The sequence below is a fragment of the Nocardia sp. CDC519 genome (assembly GCF_059509835.1).
Window position 1 is genome coordinate 840,724 of the sequence record NZ_CM183377.1, and the last position, 18,496, is coordinate 859,219.

The 18,496-nt window shown below is 68.2% G+C and carries 17 protein-coding genes; 9 read left to right on the plus strand and 8 right to left on the minus strand.

Annotated features, from left to right (window positions below):
* Nucleotides 1–7 precede the first annotated feature (7 nt).
* A complete protein-coding gene (locus tag AC5W7N_RS03735) occupies nt 8–466 on the minus strand; it encodes a nucleoside deaminase (RefSeq protein ID WP_228806951.1) in 459 nt (152 codons plus the stop codon).
* Nucleotides 467–473: 7 nt separating this feature from the next.
* Entirely contained in the window at nt 474–1,013 is a 540-nt protein-coding gene (locus AC5W7N_RS03740; RefSeq protein ID WP_163813505.1) for a tRNA adenosine deaminase-associated protein, read from the minus strand.
* A 58-nt stretch (nt 1,014–1,071) separates the two neighbouring features.
* Between AC5W7N_RS03740 and AC5W7N_RS03745 the strand changes: the two genes are divergently transcribed.
* The gene (locus tag AC5W7N_RS03745; RefSeq protein ID WP_280498847.1) at nt 1,072–2,022 is read left to right on the plus strand and encodes a prephenate dehydrogenase; all 951 of its coding nucleotides are present in this window, start codon (nt 1,072–1,074) and stop codon (nt 2,020–2,022) included.
* Nucleotides 2,023–2,067: 45 nt separating this feature from the next.
* On the opposite strand, the gene AC5W7N_RS03750 is transcribed toward AC5W7N_RS03745, so the two are convergent.
* The 3 genes from AC5W7N_RS03750 to AC5W7N_RS03760 form a co-directional block, all read right to left on the minus strand.
* On the minus strand, nt 2,068–2,583 hold the full coding sequence (locus AC5W7N_RS03750) for a putative glycolipid-binding domain-containing protein (protein ID WP_036531927.1): 516 nt from the start codon (nt 2,581–2,583) through the stop codon (nt 2,068–2,070).
* Nucleotides 2,584–2,715: 132 nt separating this feature from the next.
* Nucleotides 2,716–4,686, minus strand: a complete 1,971-nt coding sequence (locus tag AC5W7N_RS03755) for an ABC transporter ATP-binding protein (RefSeq protein ID WP_490724495.1) — start codon at nt 4,684–4,686, stop codon at nt 2,716–2,718.
* On the minus strand, nt 4,683–6,338 hold the full coding sequence (locus tag AC5W7N_RS03760) for an ABC transporter ATP-binding protein (protein ID WP_228815896.1): 1,656 nt from the start codon (nt 6,336–6,338) through the stop codon (nt 4,683–4,685). The genes AC5W7N_RS03755 and AC5W7N_RS03760 overlap by 4 nt, the downstream gene beginning before the upstream one ends.
* Before the next feature lie 342 nt (nt 6,339–6,680).
* Here AC5W7N_RS03760 and AC5W7N_RS03765 point away from each other — a divergent pair, with 342 nt between their 5' ends.
* The 3 genes from AC5W7N_RS03765 to AC5W7N_RS03775 all read left to right on the plus strand — a co-directional run bounded on the left by AC5W7N_RS03765 (nt 6,681) and on the right by AC5W7N_RS03775 (nt 8,956).
* Nucleotides 6,681–6,959 carry a putative quinol monooxygenase gene (locus AC5W7N_RS03765; RefSeq protein ID WP_163813509.1) on the plus strand — a complete coding sequence of 93 codons (279 nt, stop codon included), beginning with the start codon at nt 6,681–6,683 and terminating at the stop codon, nt 6,957–6,959.
* A 289-nt stretch (nt 6,960–7,248) separates the two neighbouring features.
* Nucleotides 7,249–8,382 (plus strand): DNA cytosine methyltransferase, encoded by a 1,134-nt coding sequence (locus tag AC5W7N_RS03770; RefSeq protein WP_495923255.1) that lies wholly within the window; start codon nt 7,249–7,251, stop codon nt 8,380–8,382.
* A 202-nt stretch (nt 8,383–8,584) separates the two neighbouring features.
* A complete protein-coding gene (locus AC5W7N_RS03775; RefSeq protein ID WP_163813571.1) occupies nt 8,585–8,956 on the plus strand; it encodes a very short patch repair endonuclease in 372 nt (123 codons plus the stop codon).
* A gap of 128 nt (nt 8,957–9,084) precedes the next feature.
* Here AC5W7N_RS03775 and hutC read toward each other — a convergent pair whose 3' ends face one another.
* Complete coding sequence (gene hutC, locus AC5W7N_RS03780; RefSeq protein WP_163813572.1) at nt 9,085–9,855, minus strand: histidine utilization transcriptional repressor HutC; 771 nt, start codon at nt 9,853–9,855, stop codon at nt 9,085–9,087.
* Between the two features lie 41 nt (nt 9,856–9,896).
* Complete coding sequence (locus tag AC5W7N_RS03785; protein WP_495923257.1) at nt 9,897–13,259, minus strand: NAD-glutamate dehydrogenase domain-containing protein; 3,363 nt, start codon at nt 13,257–13,259, stop codon at nt 9,897–9,899.
* Nucleotides 13,260–13,430: 171 nt separating this feature from the next.
* Here AC5W7N_RS03785 and hutU point away from each other — a divergent pair, with 171 nt between their 5' ends.
* The 4 genes from hutU (at nt 13,431) to AC5W7N_RS03805 (ending at nt 16,520) form a co-directional block, all read left to right on the plus strand.
* On the plus strand, nt 13,431–15,110 hold the full coding sequence (gene hutU, locus AC5W7N_RS03790; protein WP_495923258.1) for a urocanate hydratase: 1,680 nt from the start codon (nt 13,431–13,433) through the stop codon (nt 15,108–15,110).
* 195 nt (nt 15,111–15,305) lie between these two features.
* Nucleotides 15,306–15,548: a type II toxin-antitoxin system Phd/YefM family antitoxin gene (locus AC5W7N_RS03795; protein WP_175585872.1), complete on the plus strand. Its 243-nt coding sequence runs from the start codon at nt 15,306–15,308 to the stop codon at nt 15,546–15,548.
* A gap of 167 nt (nt 15,549–15,715) precedes the next feature.
* Complete coding sequence (locus AC5W7N_RS03800; protein ID WP_228828634.1) at nt 15,716–15,883, plus strand: hypothetical protein; 168 nt, start codon at nt 15,716–15,718, stop codon at nt 15,881–15,883.
* A 109-nt stretch (nt 15,884–15,992) separates the two neighbouring features.
* Nucleotides 15,993–16,520 carry an NUDIX hydrolase gene (locus tag AC5W7N_RS03805; protein ID WP_218586406.1) on the plus strand — a complete coding sequence of 176 codons (528 nt, stop codon included), beginning with the start codon at nt 15,993–15,995 and terminating at the stop codon, nt 16,518–16,520.
* On the opposite strand, the gene AC5W7N_RS03810 is transcribed toward AC5W7N_RS03805, so the two are convergent.
* Nucleotides 16,513–17,865, minus strand: coding sequence for an NsdA family TPR-like regulatory protein (locus AC5W7N_RS03810; RefSeq protein WP_495923260.1), 1,353 nt, complete (start codon nt 17,863–17,865; stop codon nt 16,513–16,515). The two genes, AC5W7N_RS03805 and AC5W7N_RS03810, sit on opposite strands and share 8 nt — an antisense overlap.
* A 204-nt stretch (nt 17,866–18,069) precedes the next feature.
* Here AC5W7N_RS03810 and AC5W7N_RS03815 point away from each other — a divergent pair, with 204 nt between their 5' ends.
* Entirely contained in the window at nt 18,070–18,342 is a 273-nt protein-coding gene (locus AC5W7N_RS03815; protein WP_163813513.1) for a hypothetical protein, read from the plus strand.
* The last annotated feature ends 154 nt before the right edge of the window (nt 18,343–18,496 follow it).

The window sequence follows — 18,496 nt, forward strand, 5'->3', positions numbered from 1 at the left end:
AGCAAGGTCAGCGTTGGGCGTGGAAGAACTCGTCGAGGAGGGCGGCGCATTCGGGTTCCAGGATGCCGCCACGAACTTCGGGGCGGTGGTTGAGGCGGCGGTCGCGGACCACGTCCCAGAGGGAGCCGACGGCGCCGGTTTTGGGTTCCCAGGCGCCGAAGACGAGGCGGCCGACACGGGCCAGCACCAGGGCACCCGCACACATGGTGCACGGTTCGAGGGTGACGGCGAGGGTGGCGCCTTCCAGCCGCCAGCCGTCACCGTGCACGGCGGCGGCCCGGCGTAGGGCCAGAATCTCGGCGTGCGCGGTGGGGTCGCCGAGGGCTTCCCTGGCGTTGGCGGCGCGGGCCAGCTCGCGGCCGTCGGCGTCGAAGACGACCGCGCCGACCGGGACGTCTCGTGGGTCGGCGGCGCGGGCGGCCTCGATCGCGGCGCGGATCATGTCGGCCTCGGCGGGCCGGGCCATGCTCATCTCAGCGCGGCAGTTTGTCCAGCACCGCCGACAGTTCGTTGGCGAAGCCGAGGCGCTGGGCGATCATGCCGAGCTGCTCGTCGGGGTAGAGGTCGGTTTCGGCGAGGATGACGCTGAGCACCGGTTCGGGCAGGCCGAGGTCGGCCAGCACACCGAGATCGCCCTCCTCCCACGGTTCGACATCGTCCAATTCGTCCGGATCGATATCGGGGATCTCGACGTTCAGCGATTCGAGGACATCGGCGGCGATGTCGTAGTCGATCGCGGCGGTGGCGTCCGAGACCAGCAGGCGGGTTCCGCTGGGCGCGGGGCGCACCACCACGAAGAATTCGTCGTCGACGTCGAGCAATCCGAACACCGCGCCCGAGCTGCGCAGTGCCTTGAGTTCGTCTTCGGCTGCGGCCAGGCTGGTGAGCGCGGCCGAGCTCAGCGGACTACACCGCCAGGTGCCGTCTTCACGGACAACGGCTACCGCGAAACCTTCCACGTCGTCGAAATCGTCCGACGCCGCCCTGTTCCCGCCCGAGCGCTGTGCTGCCATGGGCGCAACGGTAGTCGGCTCGAGGTCAAATGTTGAAGTCGTATGCGAATCTGTTCCGGTGACTGGTGATCAGCAAGCCCCCGTCTGCGTTCTCGGGACCGGATTGATCGGCGGATCGCTGCTGCGCGCGGCGGTCGGCGCCGGATTCCGGGCGTGGGGATACAACCGGTCGGCGGCGGGCGCCGAGGCGGCGCGCGCGGACGGCTTCGACGTCACCGGCGACCTGCCCGCCGTACTGCGCCGGGCAGCCGAGACCGATGCGCTGATCGTGGTCGCGGTGCCGATGCCAGCGGTCGACCAGATTCTGTCCGCTGTCTCCACCTTCGCCCCGGACTGTGCGGTGACCGATGTGGTGAGCGTGAAAGCGCCGGTCGCGGCGGCCGCGCGGCGACATGGGCTCGGCGCGCGGTTCGTCGGCGGGCATCCGATGGCGGGAACCTCGCAGTCCGGCTGGGCGGCAACCGATCCGACCCTTTTCCGAGGCGCTGCCTGGGCGGTCGGGGTCGACCCCGGCACCCATCCACAGCCCTGGACGCGGGTGGTGCGGCTGGCGCTCGCCTGCGGGTCGGTGGTTGTCCCGGTCGTCGCCGAGGAGCACGACCGGGCGGTGGCCCGCATCTCGCATCTGCCGCATGTCCTGGCCGAGGCCCTGGCGGTCGCGGGCGCGGGTGGCGGTGAGCTGGCACTCGGACTGGCCGCGGGCTCGTTCCGGGATGGCACCCGCGTCGCGGCCACCGCCCCCGACCTGGTGCGCGCGATCTGCGAGCCGAATGCGGCGGCCCTGCTCGAGGTGCTCGACGAAACCCTGACGGTGCTGAACGCGGCCCGCGACCTGCTCGAAGAGGACGGTTCACTCGCCGATCTCACCGAGGCAGGGCACGACGCGCGGCAACGGTACGAAACGACCGAACGCTGGGAGATCACCGATATCAGGCCCGGCGATCAGGACTGGCTGGAGCGTCTGCGGGAGGCCGGGCAACGCGGGGGCGTCATCACCCGCCTCGACTGATCGGCGAGCCCGACCCACCCGTCCGGCAGGCGCTCAGCCGGCTGTTCAGATGCGTTCGGCCAGGCCCGGGTAGTCGAGGAGGAAGCCGTCCTGGTCGACGGTGACGGTCGCGCTCGACACCGGGGAGAGCACGCTGATGCCGTCGCTGGCGCTGCTGTAGACGAGGCTGGCTTCCTGGACGGTGAGCTCGGGCAGGCGCACATAGACGACCGGGACCTGCACATCCTCGACCGCGTGCTGGAGGCTGAAGCGGCGGATGGGCAGGGTGTTGAAGAACGGGCTGAGCACCACGTCCACATCGAGGGCGCCGCCGAAGGTGGAGCGGATGTGGGTGCCGGTGGCGTCGATCAGCCAGTAGTTCTCCTCATCGCGGGAGATGGAGGCGTGCCGCTCCCCCGCGGCCGTGGTGCTGCGCAGCGAGAGGCGTTTGGTGGCGCCGTTCTCGTCGGTGACCAGATCGTAGGAGGCGCTGAACGCCGGATGCTCGGCGCCTGCGCCGCCGATGATGCGGCCGGTGGCCCGGATGCGGTTGCCATTGACGGTCACGCGGACCGATTCCATCCGCGTCGCGTCGTGTGCGCGCCAGGTGAGGACCGCGGGCCACCGTGAGGGCGACGGGCTCTCGTTGCCTGATGCTGCGTCGGTCGCGTGCGTCACGTATCTACCGTAAGCGACAACGGCGTCATGGCCGCATCACACCAGCGACTCGCGCCACGCCGCGTGCAAACCCGCGAAACGGCCGTTGCCCGCGATCAGCTCCTGCGGTGTGCCGTCTTCCACGATGCGGCCCGCTTCCAGCACCAGCACCCGATCCGCGATGGCCACGGTGGACAGCCGGTGCGCGATGATGACCGCGGTCCGATCCCGCAGCACCGTCTCCAGGGCGTCCTGCACCAGGCGTTCGCTGGGAATGTCGAGGCTCGAGGTGGCCTCATCCAGCACGATCACCGCCGGGTCGGCGAGGAACACCCGGGCGAAGGCCACCAGCTGCCGTTGCCCGGCGGAGAGCCTGCCGCCGCGTTTGCGCACATCGGTGTCGAAACCCTCGGGCAGGGCCTGCACGAAGTCGTACAAACCGACCGCCCGCGCGGCCTCGTGCACCTCTGCGTCGGTGGCGTCGGGCCGTCCGAGCCGGATGTTGTCGGCGACCGAACCGGAGAACAGGTACGCCTCCTGGGTGACCATGCAGACGTGCCGGCGCAGATCCGCGTCGCTGATCCGGCGCAGGTCGATACCGTCCAGGGTGACGACGCCGCCGGACGGATCGTAGAAGCGGGTCAGCAGCTTGGCCAGGGTGGATTTGCCCGCACCGGTGGGCCCGACGAGCGCCACCACCTGGCCGGCCGGGATATCGAGGGTCATCTCGGGTAAAACCGGGCCGCGCGGTTCCTGAGCTCCGGCCGCAGTGGCGGGGGTGCCCGGTTCGGCGGTGCTCGTTCCCGCGGCGGCGGCATCGGCCCCGGCGCGGACGCGGGCGGCGTAGTCGAACCACACGCGGTCCAATCGCATCCCACCGGCGACCTTGCCGAGCGGAACCGGATCACTGGGCTCGGCTACCGCCGGGCGCTCCTCCAGTACACCCGAGATCTTCTCCAGCGCGGCCGCGGCCGATTGGTAGGAGTTGAACACCTGCGCCAGCTCGTCGAGCGGGCCATAGAAGTTCTTCAGGTACAGCAGGTAGGCCGCCAGCACGCCGACGGCGAGGTGGCCGTCGATCACCTGCCAGGCGCCGACGATGATCACGACGACGGTGGTGAGGTTGCCGAGCAGCCGGGTGAGTCCCGCGTATTCGCCCATGCCGCGCACCGCGGTGACGTTGGCTTCGCGATACGCGCCGTCTTCGACGGCGAGCACCGATTCGTTGCGCTCTTCCCTGCGGAAGGCCTGCACCGCGCGCATCCCGCCCATCGACTCCACGAACTGCACCACGACCTTGGCGATGGCCCCGCGGGTGCGGCGGTATCCGGCGCGCTGCCTGCGCTGGGCCCAGCGGGTGACCAGGAACAGCGGCACGAAACCGGCGAAGACGACCGCGGCCAGCGTCAGGTCGAGGTAGACCAGCAGCACCGCGATGGTGAGGACCGACAGGATCGCGCTCAACGCTTCGTTCAGCGCGCCTTCCAGTAGTTCCTGGAGGGTTTCGATATCGCCGGTGAGGCGGGCGACGACCTTGCCGGAGGTGTATTTCTCGTGGAACTCGACGTCGAGTTGCTGCACATGGGCGAACGCGCGCACCCGCAGGTCGAACAGCACGTTCTGGCTGAGCCTGCCGGCGACGCGCACGAAGCAGAACGTGGTGAGCCCACCGATCAGGGCCGCGCCCAGGTAGCCGCCTGTGGCCCACAGCAGCGGCGTCCAATCGCCTGCTCGGCCCGCGCTGATGCCGCGGTCGAGCCCGTAGGCGACGAACAGTGGGCCGACCACCGTCGCGGCGTTGTCGACCACGATGATGGCGAGCGCCAGCGCGGCCAGCTTGCGGTACGGGCGTACCAGCTCGGCCAGCAGCCGCCGTGAGCGCGCCGCGAGCACGAGGTTTCCGGTCTCGGTGACCTCCTTGTCCTCGCTGGCGATACCCCGCCAATCGGCGATCTCTTCCGCGCGTTCGAGCACGGCGGCGCCGGAGCCGGATTCCCGCGTCGTCGCGGATCCGTCGGTGCTGCTCATCGTTCACCTCCCATCAGTTCGCGGTAGCGGCTGCTGGTGCGCAGCAGGTGGTCGTGAGTGCCTTCGGCGACGATGCGGCCGTCGGCCAGCAGGGCGACCCGATCGGCGAGGGCGGCGGTGGAGGGCCGATGCGCGACCAGCAGCGTGGTGGCGCCGGCCAGTGCGGTGCGCAGACGTTCCTGCACCTTCTCCTCGGTCTGCACATCGAGAGCCGACAGCGGGTCGTCCAGCACGACGATGCGCGCGCGACGTTCCTGACCGGCCCGGGTGAGCACCGCCCGGGCCAGCGCCAGCCGCTGCCGCTGCCCACCGGACAGGCTCAACCCCTGCTCGCCGATCCTGGTGTCCAGCCCCCATGGCAGATTCGACACGAAGTCGATGGCCTGCGCGATCTCCAGGGCGCGCCGCACATCGTCGTCGGAGGCGTCTGGATCGCCGAGCGCGACGTTCTCGCGCACGCTCGCCGAGAACAGCACCGGATCCTCGAACGCCACCGACACCAGCGAACGCAGATCACGCACCCGCAGGGTGGAGATATCGATGCCGTCGATGGTGATGACGCCACCGGTGACGTCGTAGAGCCGGGGAATCAGGTTGAGCAGGGCCGTCTTTCCGCTGCCCGTCGCACCCACCAGCGCCACCGTCTCACCAGGACGGACCACCAGCGAAATATCGCGCAACACCTCGCTTTCGGCCTCGGGGAAGCCGAAACGCACACCGTCCAGCCGGAGTTCACCGACGATCCGTTCCGGCAGATCCACCGGGGCCTCGGGATCGGTGATCTCGACCGGGGTGTCGATGATCTCCCAGTACCGGTCGGCCGCGGTGCCCGCATCGTTCAGTTCGGCGAGCAGGAAGCCCGTCCAGATGATCGGCCATTGCAAGAAGGTGGCCAGGGTGATGGCGCCGACCGCGGCACCGAGCGACATCGTGCCACCGACCACCGCGTACGCGCCGAATCCGAGCGCGAACACCAGGATCGCTTCCGAGAGCACCACCAGCGACGCCCAGAGCGTGGCGTCCAGGCGCACCTTGTACATCTCGGTGCGCTGGAGTTCGCGGGCCTGCGCGGTGAAATGGGCGCCGAAGAAGGTGCCGCGACCGAAGGCCTTGAGCACCCGGATGCCCTGCGCGGATTCCTCCGCGGTGGTGGCCAGATCACCGGATTGATCCTGGGAGCGGCGCGACGCACCGGCATAGCGGCGTTCGAATCGGAGGCAGATGATCGTGATCGGCACCGCGGCGACGGCGAAGATCACGCCGATCTGCCAGCTCATCGCCACCAGCACGGCCAGGCCGACCGGGATGACGACGGCGTGGATCACCAGCACCGGGCCGGCGAATCCGATGAACCGGCGCAAGGTGGCCAGATCGTCGACCGCGCGCGAGAGCAGCTGGCCGGACTCCCAGGAATCGTGCCTGCCGATGGACAGTGCCTGGAGTTCTCGAAAGATCTTGGCCCGCATGGTGATCTCGAACTGGGTGGCCGGCTCGGCGAGCAGCCAGCGGCGGCCCCACACGCCGATCGCTTCGATCACTCCGAGCACCAGCACCAGCAGCACCGGCGCGATGACGCCGCCGAAATCGCCACGTGCGATCGGGCCGTCCACGATCCGCGCGATCACCAGCGGGGTGAGCACCGCCGTCAACATGGCGACTGCCGAGAGCACAGTGGCGGCGATCAGCTGGTTTCGATACGGCCGCAGATACGGCCAGAACCTGAGCAGCGAGGCGCGCCGCCCCGTGGCGCGCGCGGGCAGCGGCTGTCTATCGGCCTCCGTGTCAGTGGAAGGCGCGTCCAGCGTGACGGACAAATCTCCCCCTTCGGTTCATCGATGTCTCCGGCGATCCGCACCCCGACACCGGCGACGCCCTCGATCATCGCAGTGGGGGTATGACAACAAACGGGCCCATCCAGACTGGCACCGCGATTACGAACAGCCAACCGATTTTCTTCCCGCCCATCCGGGCAGGTCCGGACTTACACTCCGGGTGTGCTGATCGTCGCCGGATACCTGAGAGTCACCGATCGGGACCGCTACCTCGAGGCCTGCCGCGAGGTGGTCGAGCAGGCGCGGGAAGCGCCGGGCTGTCTGGATTTCACCCTCGGTGCGGATCTGGTGGAGCCCGACCGCGTCAACGTCTACGAGCGCTGGACCAACCGCGCGGCGGTCGAGGTGTTCCGCGGTGAGGGCACCTCGGGCGAGCTCGACGTCCAGATCACCGCCGCCGACGTGCGCGAGTTCGACTGCACCAACGAAGTGGCGTTGTGAGCGTTTCCACACCCCGCACACCGGAGGCATCGCGGGCGCACTCGACGCCCGGATCACCGATATGCGCGCATTGAACCGCACCGGCGAAGTGGCGCTCTGAGCGTTCGACACCCCCGAATACAATGGCCGGTCACACCCGTTTTCGAGCGAAACGAGACCGAGCATGAAAGTTCGCGGCGCGTCTCGTGTCTCCGCTGCCGCGACGCAAACCGAAGGCGAGCAGCGGAGTCACGAGACACCACGGGGCCGCGAACACGCGACGCCGCAGGCGCCGAAAAAACACAGCACGATGGTCGGGCTGTTCGCGGGGATCGGCGGGCTCGAGCTCGGGCTGGCCGAGAACGGCTGGCAGACCGAGCTGCTGTGCGAGATCGATCCGGGCGCGCAAGGGGTGCTGGCAGCGCGTTTCCCGGATGTGCCGCTGCACGCCGACATCACCCGGCTGCGCGCGATCCCGGGCGGGACGGAATTGGTCGCGGCCGGTTTTCCCTGCCAGGACCTCTCGCAGGCGGGCCGGACCGCGGGCATCACCGGCGACCGTTCGGGCCTGGTGGATGAGGTTTTCCGGCTGGTCCGGCGCAAACGCGGGCCGCGCTGGCTGTTGATCGAGAACGTGCCGTTCATGCTGCAACTCGGGCGCGGCGCGGCCATGCGCCACATCACCGCCGCGTTGGAGGAACTGGGGTACACCTGGGCGTATCGGGTGGTGGACGCGCGTGCCTTCGGCCTGCCGCAGCGCCGCAACCGGGTACTCATGCTGGCCTCGCGCACCGAAGATCCGCGCGGGGTGCTCTTCGGCGAGGACGCCGGCCCGCGCACGGTGGGCGATGCCGACAGCGATCCGTGCGGCTTCTATTGGACCGAGGGCGTGCGCGGGCTCGGCTGGGCGGTCAACGCGGTGCCGACACTCAAGGGTGGTTCCGGTCTTGGTATCGCCAGCCCGCCCGCCGTACGGTTACCGTCCGGGGAGATCGTGACGCCGGGAATCGTCGACGGGGAGATGCTGCAGGGCTTCGACCCCGACTGGACCGCGCCCGCCACCGAAGTGCCGGGTATCCGGCAAGGCCATCGCTGGAAGCTGGTCGGCAATGCGGTGAGTGTGCGGATGGCGTCGTGGGTGGGCGCCCGGCTGGCGGCGCCACTGGACCCGCTGCCCGGTGATCGCCCGCTGCCGCCGGGCAAACCGTGGCCGGTTGCCGCGTGGGGCCGCAATGGCAGCGCGTTCGAGGTGCCGGTGTCCACCTGGCCGGTGCACGAGCCGTATGAGGATCTGAAGAACTTCCTGACCGACTCCCGCCTGCTCTCGGCGCGCGCCACCGCCGGTTTCCTGCGCCGCACCGCGATGGGCAGCCTGCGGTTCCCGCCGGGGTTCCTGGACGATGTGGAAGCCCATCTCGACCGCATGGGCGGCTGGGCGGCATGAACCCGGACCGGTGGATGCGCGGGCTGCCCAGCACGGCGCCGGCCCCTGTCACCGCGCCGAGACGCGTCGAGCGGCACGACACTTCGGCCGCGCACGCGCACTCGCCGGCGGTGTCCGCGGCGTGGACGGATCTCCGACAGGGCTCGCGGACCGAACCGTGACCGCTCGACGTCGGCCCACCGATCCCGCGACCAGTGCCCGCATGTCCCGGCAGCGCCGCGCGGGCACCGAGCCCGAACTCGCCCTGCGCCGTGAATTGCATCGGCGCGGCCTGCGCTACTTCGTCGACCGGGCACCGGTGCGCGGCCAGCGCCGCCGCGCCGACGTGGTCTTTCCGCGGCTCAAGGTGGCCGTCTACGTCGACGGTTGCTTCTGGCACAGCTGCCCGCAGCACGCCACCTACCCGAAGAACAACGCCGAGTGGTGGGCCGAGAAGCTGGCCGCCAACGTGGCCCGCGATCGTGCCACCGATGCCGCCCTCGCCGCGGCGGGCTGGCACGTCATCCGGATCTGGGAGCACGAAGATCCCGTCGCCGCCGCGGACCGGATAGCCGACGCGCTGCGCCGCGACTGACCTCTGGCGCGGGCCACAGCCGAGCACCACGATCAGGTCGTCACCGCGCCGGGCGGGCAACGCCTGCCATCCAAGGTTCGATGCTTTCGAGTCTCGTGCACTTGGGGAGACGTTCCGCGAGATTCGGCTCAGCCCTGTCCGCTGCCGAACGCCCCTTCCAACCGGCTGCGCGACCCGGGATGGATCAACCGCGCCGCGCTCACCAGACCGCTGCGCGACCAGGTGCGGCGGCGGATCAGCAGGCACGGCTCCGAGCGCGCGATACCGAGCAGCCGGCATTCCTCGGCACTGGCCAGCACCGCCTCGACGACGTGTTCGCCGCGTTCGAGCGGGGCCACCTCACTGAGATAGGTGTTCGGGGTCTGCGCGGTGAAATCCTGTTCGAGATACCGCGGTGCCTCCGCCGGATTCACGTAGCGGTCCTCCAGCTGGATCGGCACATCGTCTTCGAAATGCACGATCAGCGAATGAAAGACCTTCCCGCTCAGATCGTTACCGAGCAGCGGATGGCCCGCATCGGCGTCTTCGGCGCGGACGAACACGATCTCGGTGCGATGCCGGTGCCCGCGTTCGGAGATCTCGTCGGCGATGTTCTTGACCTCGAACAACGGTGAGGCGGCCTTGGTCGGCGCGACGAAGGTGCCAACGCCCATCACCCGGTTGAGCACGCCCTCGGCGGTGAGATCGCGCAGCGCGCGGTTGATCGTCATCCTGGACAGGCCCAGCGCATTGACCAGCTGGTTCTCCGACGGGATCTGATCGCCCTCGCGCCACCTGCCGACTTTGATCTGCGACACGATCAGCTGCTTGACGCGCTCGTAGGCGGCGAACTCGGTCCCGAGCCCGCCGTAGAGCTCCGCGAGCTCCGCATCGACTACTTCGATCGCCACCACCGACATCCGTTCCCTTGCCTCACGGGTTTTCGTACCGGCCCGCGTGCTCATCGCGCCAGCGCCCGTAGCTGCCTGGTCGCGACCGACAGCGCCGCCAGATCCTGTTCGCCCGATTCCGAGATTGCCCCGAGGATACGTTGCGTGCGGTCGAGCCGGGCCGCGCTGCGCTGCTCCCATCCACCGATGACGTCTTCGGCGGGCTCGCCCGGGTCGCCGTCGGCCAGGACGTCCTGGCAGAGTGCGCGGATCGTGGCGTACAACTCGTCGCGCAACGCCACGCGCGCAAGTGCGTTCCATTTCGTGCCGCGTTCCAGCCGGGATACCGCCACCAGTTGCGGCACCACGCCGAGCCGTTGTCCGAGTAGGTAATAGACCTCGGCCACCGCGGCGGGCGGGCGGCCGGAGATCTCGGCGATCTCGATGATGTCGAGCAGCGCGAACTGATCCAGCAGCAGCGACACGCGCGCGGCCAGATCCTCCGGTACGCCCCGATCGACCAGCGCGGCGGTGCGGTTGCCCAGATCGGCCGCGTCGCTGCCGGACAACCAGCCCGCCACCCCCGGTGTCAGTTCGGCGATGCGATCGCGGAAGCGCCGGATCTCGGCGCCGACGGCCAGCGGTTGCGGGCGCTGGGTGAGCATCCAGCGCGAGGCCCGGTCGAGCAGTCTGCGGCTGAGCACGATCAACTCGTCGGTGAGCTCGGCACTCAACCCGCTGCCACGAATGTCACGCCACAGGGCCGGCAGGTCGAAGACGGCCGCGACCACGGCGAACGCGCGCACCGCGTCGGCATTGCTGGCACCGGATTCCTCCGAGAGCCGATAGGCGTAGGTGATGCCGCCGTTGTCGACGACGGTGTTGGTCAGCACCGTCGCCACGATCTCGCGGCGCAGCGGATGCTCGGCGATCACGTCGGCGTACCGCTCGCGCAGTGGGCGCGGGAAGTAGCGGGCGAGATCGTCGGCGAAGGCCGGGCTGTCGGGCAGATCGCCGGCCAGCAGGTCGGCCTGCAGCCCGAGCTTGACGTGCGCGAGCAGGGTGGCGAGCTCGGGTGAGGTGAGCCCCTGTCCCGCCCGCTGCCGCGCGGCGATCTCCTTCTTGCTCGGCAGCACGTCCAGTTCGCGATCCAGGCCGGTGGTGGCCTCGAGATGGTCGATGAGCCTGCCGTGCACCGCGATCGAGGCCGCTGCCCTGGCCCGGCTGGTGCCCATGAGCTGGTTCTGCGAGGCATTGTCGGCCAGCACCAGCCGCGATACCTCGGAGGCCATCTCACCCAGTAGCGCGTTGCGTTCGCCGGTGGTGAGCCTGCCCGCTCCGACCAGGCCGTCGAGCAGAATCTTGATATTCACCTCGTGGTCGGAGCAGTCGACGCCCGCCGAATTGTCCAGGGCGTCGGTATTGATCCGCCCGCCCGCGCGGGCGTATTCGATGCGGCCGCGCTGGGTGCAGCCGAGATTGCCGCCCTCGCCGACGATCCTGGCACGGACCTCGGCGCCGTCGATGCGGACGGCGTCGTTGTTCTTGTCTCCGACGTCCAGATGGGTCTCGGTGCTCGCCTTGACATAGGTGCCGATGCCGCCGTTCCAGAGCAGATCCACCGGTGCGCGCAGGATCGCGCGCACGAGTTCGGGCGGGGTCATCGCGGTGACATCGTCGACCAGGCCGAGCGCGGCGCGCGCCTGGGCGCTGATCGGCACGGATTTGCTCGTGCGTTCCCACACTCCGCCGCCCGCGCTGATCAGTTCGGGCGCGTAATCGGCCCAGGATGAGCGTGGTTTCGCGAACAGCCGGGAGCGTTCGGCGTAGGACGTCGCCGCGTCGGGATCGGGATCGAGGAAGATGTGGCGGTGGTCGAACGCCGCGACCAGCCGGATATGCCTGGACGCGAGCATGCCGTTGCCGAAGACGTCGCCGCTCATATCGCCGATGCCGACCGCGGTGAAATCCTGCGACCGCGGATCCACGCCGAGTTCGCGGAAATGCCGCTTCACGCTCTCCCACGCCCCGCGGGCGGTGATACCGAGCGCCTTGTGGTCGTAGCCGACCGAGCCGCCGGAGGCGAAGGCGTCGCCGAGCCAGTAGCCGTGGTTCGCGGCCACCTCGTTGGCGATATCGGAGAAGGTGGCGGTGCCCTTGTCGGCGGCGACCACGAGGTAGGTGTCGTCGCCGTCGCGGCGGCGCACGCCGGGCGGGGCGATCACGGCGCCGGTGGTGAGGTCGAGATTGTCGGTGAGGTCGAGCAGCCCGCCGATGAATGTGCGGTAGCAGCGAATTCCCTCGGACCGCAGCGCTTCCCGGTCAGCGGCGGGATCGCCGGTGGGTGCGGGCGGACGCTTGACCACGAAGCCGCCCTTGGCGCCCGCGGGCACGATGACGGCATTCTTCACCGCTTGCGCCTTGGCCAGCCCGAGCACCTCGGTGCGGAAATCCTCCTTGCGATCCGACCAGCGCAGCCCACCGCGCGCCACCATCCCGAACCGCATGTGCACGCCCTCCACGCGCGGGGAATAGACGTAGATCTCGAAATGCGGCCGCGGCGAAGGGAGTTCGGCAATCCGGCGGGGATCGAGTTTGACGGCCAGGCAGGTGTCGGCGCCGGGTTCGCCGTGGACGTAGTGGTTGGTGCGCAGAGTCGCGTCGATAACGCTGAGGTAGGCGCGCAGAATACGGTCGGCATCCAAGCCGGGGACGGCGGCAATGCCTTCCTCGAGCGTCTCCAGCAGTGATTCGGTATCGGACTCCGGTGCGGCCGGATCGAATCGGGCCTCGAACAGACTCACCAGGCCGCGCGTGATCCCGGGATGCTCACCCAGGACGTTCGCGATATGGGCTCGGCTGTACGGGAATTCGCCTTGGCGCAGATAGTTCGCGTAGGCGCGCAGCACGATGACCTGGCGGTGGTCCAGTCCCGCGCGCGGTACCAGTTCATTGAAACGATCCGCCTCCGCCCGGCCGTGCCAGATGGCGGCGCAGGTGGCGGTGAAACGGCGGGCGAAATCGGCGTCGTCCAGATGCGGTGGTAGCAGGCGTTCGGGATAGCGCAGCGAGAAGCGGTAGATGCGGCAGGCGAGGCCGCCGGTGTTCGCGATGACGTACGGCCGCTCGTCGAGCACCTCCACGCCGAGGCTCTGCACGATCGGCAATACCTCGCTCAACGATGCCGGCCGTCCACCGAGGTAGAGGGTGAGCACCCAATCCTCGCTCGATTCCGGGATCCGGTGCAGCGCCAGCTCGACGTCGCCGGGGCCGAGGTGTTCCAGGTGGGCGAGGTCGTTCGGGGCGCTACCCGGATCGACGTCCTGCTTATAGCCTTCTGATATAGCCGATACGTAGTGGTCGGCGAGGTGGGGCGCGATCGGAGTGGCCCGCAAGCGCTCATCCCAGCCGCCTCCGGGTCGCTCGTATCGCACATCCGTATTCGAATCTCGCACCGGAGCCGTCGACGTTGCCTTCATGTCACTACCTTCCGAACGGAAGTCTCACCGCTTCCGCTGAGGACGCTTGACAGGTGGTTGTATATACAGGACTATACACCTAACCAGTGATTCGGCACACATTCGTTTTTCTGAGGAGAGAACCCCATGACCGACGCTTCCACCCGGCCGCAGTCCGGCCCGCGTCCCGTCCGCGCCGACCGTGGCAGCGAGCTGAGCACCCTCGGCTGGCAGCAAGAAGGCGCGCTGCGGATGCTGATGAACAACCTCGACCCCGAGGTCGCCGAACGCCCCGACGATCTCGTCGTCTACGGCGGCACCGGCCGCGCCGCCCGCAGCTGGGAGGCCTTCGACGCCATCGTGCGCACGCTGAAGACGCTGAAATCCGATGAAACGCTGCTGGTGCAGTCCGGCAAGCCGGTCGGCGTGTTCCGCACCAACGAGTGGGCGCCGCGCGTGCTGCTGGCCAACTCCAACCTGGTCGGCGACTGGGCCAACTGGGAAGAATTCCGCAAGCTCGAACAGCTCGGCCTGATCATGTACGGGCAGATGACCGCCGGCTCCTGGATCTACATCGGCAGCCAGGGCATCTTGCAGGGCACCTACGAAACCTTCGGCGCCGTCGCGCGCAAGCGCTTCGGCGGCACCCTCGCGGGCACCATCACCCTCACCGCCGGTATGGGCGGTATGGGCGGTGCGCAGCCGCTGGCCGTCACCATGAACGAGGGCGTCGCGATCTGCGTCGACTGCGACCCGGCCCGCATCGACCGCCGCATCGCCCACGGCTACCTCGACACCAAGGTCGACACCGTGCAGGACGCGCTCGACCTGGCCATCAAGATGCGCGACGAACGCAAGCCGCTGTCCATCGGCCTGGTCGGCAATGCCGCCGAGGTGTTCCCGCAGCTGCTGGAGATGGACGCGCCCATCGACATCGTCACCGACCAGACCTCGGCCCACGACCCGCTGTCCTACCTGCCGATCGGCGTGGCTCTGGAGGACTGGCACAAGCTCGCCGACAAGGATCCGGGCTGGTTCACCACCGAAGCGCAGGCTTCGATGGCCAAGCACGTCGAAGCCATGGTCGGGTTCATGGACAAGGGCGCCGAGGTGTTCGACTACGGCAACTCCATCCGCGACGAAGCCCGCAAGGGCGGATACAGCCGCGCCTTCGAATTCCCCGGATTCGTCCCCGCCTACATCCGTCCGCTCTTCGAAGAGGGCCTCGGCCCCTTCCGCTGGGCCGCGCTCTCCGGTGACCCCAAGGACATCGCCGCCACCGACAAGGCGATCCTCGAACTGTTCCCGGAGAACGAGCACCTCAAGCGCTGGATCACCATGGCAGGCGAAAAGGTGCACTTCGAAGGCCTGCCCGCGCGCATCTGCTGGCTCGGCTACGGCGAACGGCACCGCGCGGGCCTGAAATTCAACGAAATGGTCGCCTCCGGCGAACTCTCCGCCCCCGTAGCCATCGGCCGTGACCACCTCGACTCGGGCTCGGTGGCCTCCCCCTACCGCGAAACCGAAGCCATGGCAGACGGTTCCGACGCCATCGCCGACTGGCCGCTGCTCAACGCCCTGCTGAACACGGCGTCGGGCGCCTCGTGGGTGTCCATCCACCACGGTGGTGGGGTCGGCATGGGCCGCTCCATCCACGCCGGCCAGGTCTGCATCGCCGACGGCACCGAGCTCGCCGCTCAGAAGCTGGAGCGGGTGCTGACCAATGATCCCGGTATGGGTGTGATCCGGCATGTGGATGCGGGTTACGAGCACGCGGCAGAGGTTGCACGGGAGCGTGGGGTTCGGATTCCCATGCAGGAGGGGTGATCTGAACGGTGCGGCGGCGGACTGCCGGCGCACCGACGATGGCGACGACCTCGGAGCTGCGTGAGGGGCAGCTCCGAGGTCGTCGTGTGTTCAGGCGCCCCTGACAATTGGCTTTACCCGCAGCGACTTCTCGGGGAACCTCACAGAGTGAAAGCGATCGACTAGCTCGACTTCTGCGAACACACGGATCGAGTCTTGGTGGCGGTCGAGGCCGGAGCGAGCATCACCATCACCCGCGACGGCCGACCGATCGCGATACTCGCGCCGGTGCGGCGACGCACCTTCGTGCCGATCTCCGAACTCGCACAGACCAGTACGCACCTACCGCGCATCGATTACGCCGAGTGGCGGGCCGACCTCGATGCCCTGATCGACCCTTGGATCTCGAAAAGGGAGGACCCGACTCATACCGGCGGATCGAACTCAGCTCCCGAGTGACTTCGGGGCGGTTCAGGGGCAGCTTCTCACGTTCGACCTTGGCTACCACCTGCCGGATCACGAGAAGGCCCCGCAGTTCTTTCCGTGTCGAAGCGGGCCTCCCTTCTGTCGGCATCGTGGCTGTACAGACCCATAATGCGTGCGAGACCACCACTGGAACTGGAAAGGTGAACCTCACCCTGACGATGAGCGCGTTGACGCAGGAACCGCTGCACGCTGCCGAGGCGAAGCTGTCCCCGAAGCAGGTCGAGGCGCGCCGCCACCAGGCCGAGAAACTCCTCGGAAAGAAGCTTCCACCCCCGCCACGCACCAACTGTCGCGCGAGTGGCACATGAGGAGGGCTCTGCCCGGCGTTTCCCCCCCCCCTTTTCCCCCCCCGCCACCCCCCACGGCACCACGCAGCAGAATATGGCGTCGGGCGAGATCCACCGATACCGTCGACGGGTGACCCAGTGGAAGATTCTCGGTGAGCGCCGCGTGGATGAGAACCGGCACATCCAGCTGTCCACCGTCGATATCGAACTACCGGACGGGGTGCGGTTCACGCAGTATGTCGCGCGGATGCCGCGGTGCGCAATGACCTTGGTGATCAACGATGACCGGGAAGTGCTGTTGATGTACCGGCACCGGTTCATCATCGATCGCTGGGTGTGGGAGCTCCCTGGTGGGTACGTCGATCACGCCGAAGACGTTGCCGTGGCGGCTGCGAGGGAGGTCGAGGAAGAGACCGGGTGGCGGCCCCGGTCGATGGAACATCTGGTCACCTACCAGCCTGCGATCGGCACGTTGGACCAGCCACAAGAGGTGTACCTGGCACGAGGCGCCGACCTCACCACAACCGAGCCCGACATCAACGAGGCGGAGAAGGTGGCGTGGATCCCTCTGTCCGAAGCAGTCGACATGATCGCCCGGGGCGAGATCGTGGGCGCGGCGACCGTCGTCGGTGTCTACCGGGCGTTGTCACTCAGTTGACCCGCTCGAGTATCACCCTGTCACGGAATGCTGCGACGTCGGGCAACCCGGCGTAGCGAGTCAGCCGCGCCCGCAGACCACGCAGGTAGGCGTGGGTGCGGCGCGATTCCAGTGCACCGGCCATGTCCAACGCCTCGGTGCCGATACGCACCGCTTCGTGGGGATCCTGCTCGACAATCGCGGAGGCCAGCAAGCAAAGGTTGAACATCTTGCCGCGCAGGTATCCACCGGCCATGTCCAGGGATTGGATGGCCAGGCCGGCGGCGCGTTTGTGGTCACCGAGATCGCGGAAACAATGGGCAGCTTTCGCCGACATGTAGGCGGCGTCGAAATAGTCGAGCCACAGGGGGACGGCCCCCGCTCGCGAGTAAGTTCTCTCAGCGGCATTGAGTGAGGCTGCACATGAAGTTCCGTCGGACCGAGCAGCGTGGCCATGCGCCTCTACCAGATGGCATTCGGATTCCAAGGACGGCAGCCCTGCTGTCCGCGCCGCGATTCGGGCAGCGCGGGCAAGATCTACCGCGTCGCCGGGGCGCCCGACGTAAGTCGCCTGATGCGACATGGCAGCCAGTATCTCGGCGCTGAGCGCGGCATCACCGGCGGCACGCGCCATCCGAAGCGCCTGTATGAGATATCGCTGCGCAAGCCCATGCTCTTCCATGTCATAGGCCGCCCATCCCGCCAGCTTCGTCAACTCGGCCGTGGACGCGAACAATTTGCGGCCAACAGTTTCCGCGTAGCTCCCGCGTAATAGCGGCGCGACTGAACTGTGCAGGTAGTGCACGATTGTCGAGCGCACCTTGCCGCCACCGACCTGGTTGTCCAGGTCCCGGAAGGCGCCGACCATAGTCCGGACCGCGTCTACGTCGGCCAGACCAACGCGGCGCGTACCCGCCGACGTCGGATGATCAGGGCCGGAAAGAGTCAGCCACCGTATCGAGGCCGCGGGGTAAGCGGCGACCGCGTATACCGTTCCGACGAGGAACCTGCGCTGTTCGACATCGCTTCGCCATAGAGCAGTCGCCTCGGCAGTAGCCTCGGAGAGGCTGAGGGGAAATTCCAGCCCGAGGCCTGGCGAATCCTGAATGCTCGCCATCCCAGAGCTTTCTGGCGTGATTCGACGCCCCGTCAACTCGGTGAGCACTTCTGCTATCAGCATCGGCCCAGGCGGATTGGGTTGCTCGCCGGCGAGCCAACGACCGACGGACGTGTGGTCGTAATGCAGCTCCACGCCGACAGTTCGACCGCGCTCGACTATGCGACGGGCGAAACCTTTTCTACTGGTGCGAACTTCGTCGAGAAGGTCCTGAAGTTGGTGATTCGGCTGCTTCGGCAGGCGTCCCATCTCTGAAGTCTGGCATCTCATCCCGGGCGCACACCATGATCACCGACCTGTGCACACCCCCTGTGCACACACCTGCCCATGGCACGCGCCTTATCCGCCACCTCGTTGTGGCGCAAGATTCGGTTCAGCCCCCGGCGCCGGGTGCGTGCCCCTCATTCCCCGGCGCCGGGTGGTCCCCAAAAACCAACAATCGCAGGGGGTTCAATGGCGGATTACATCGCCGCGTTCGCCGTGGCCGGTTCGATCGCCGTATTACTGCTGGGCCTGATCTACGTACTGCCCTACACCTTCGGTGAGGATGACCCGCCGATCACGGAACGCGCTCCTCGGATGTCGGCGCGTACGGCCCATGACCTCATGCAGGCGCACCGCAGGTGCAGTATCGAAAGCTGCCCCCATAAGCGGGATGCGTATCGGACTCTTGTTGCGGTGGGGGCGATTACGCCGGATCAGCGGGCCGAGCGGTACATGCGGTGACGGATCCAGCGGATGAGCGGCGGGGGTGGGTGCAGTGGGATGACGGGACCTGGTCGGAGCTGGACGGGTATGGGATGGCGAGTGAGCGGCGGACGCTCGAGGAGATGTTGGAGGCGCTGGGGCGGGCGGAGGATGAGTGACGGGGCACGGCCGG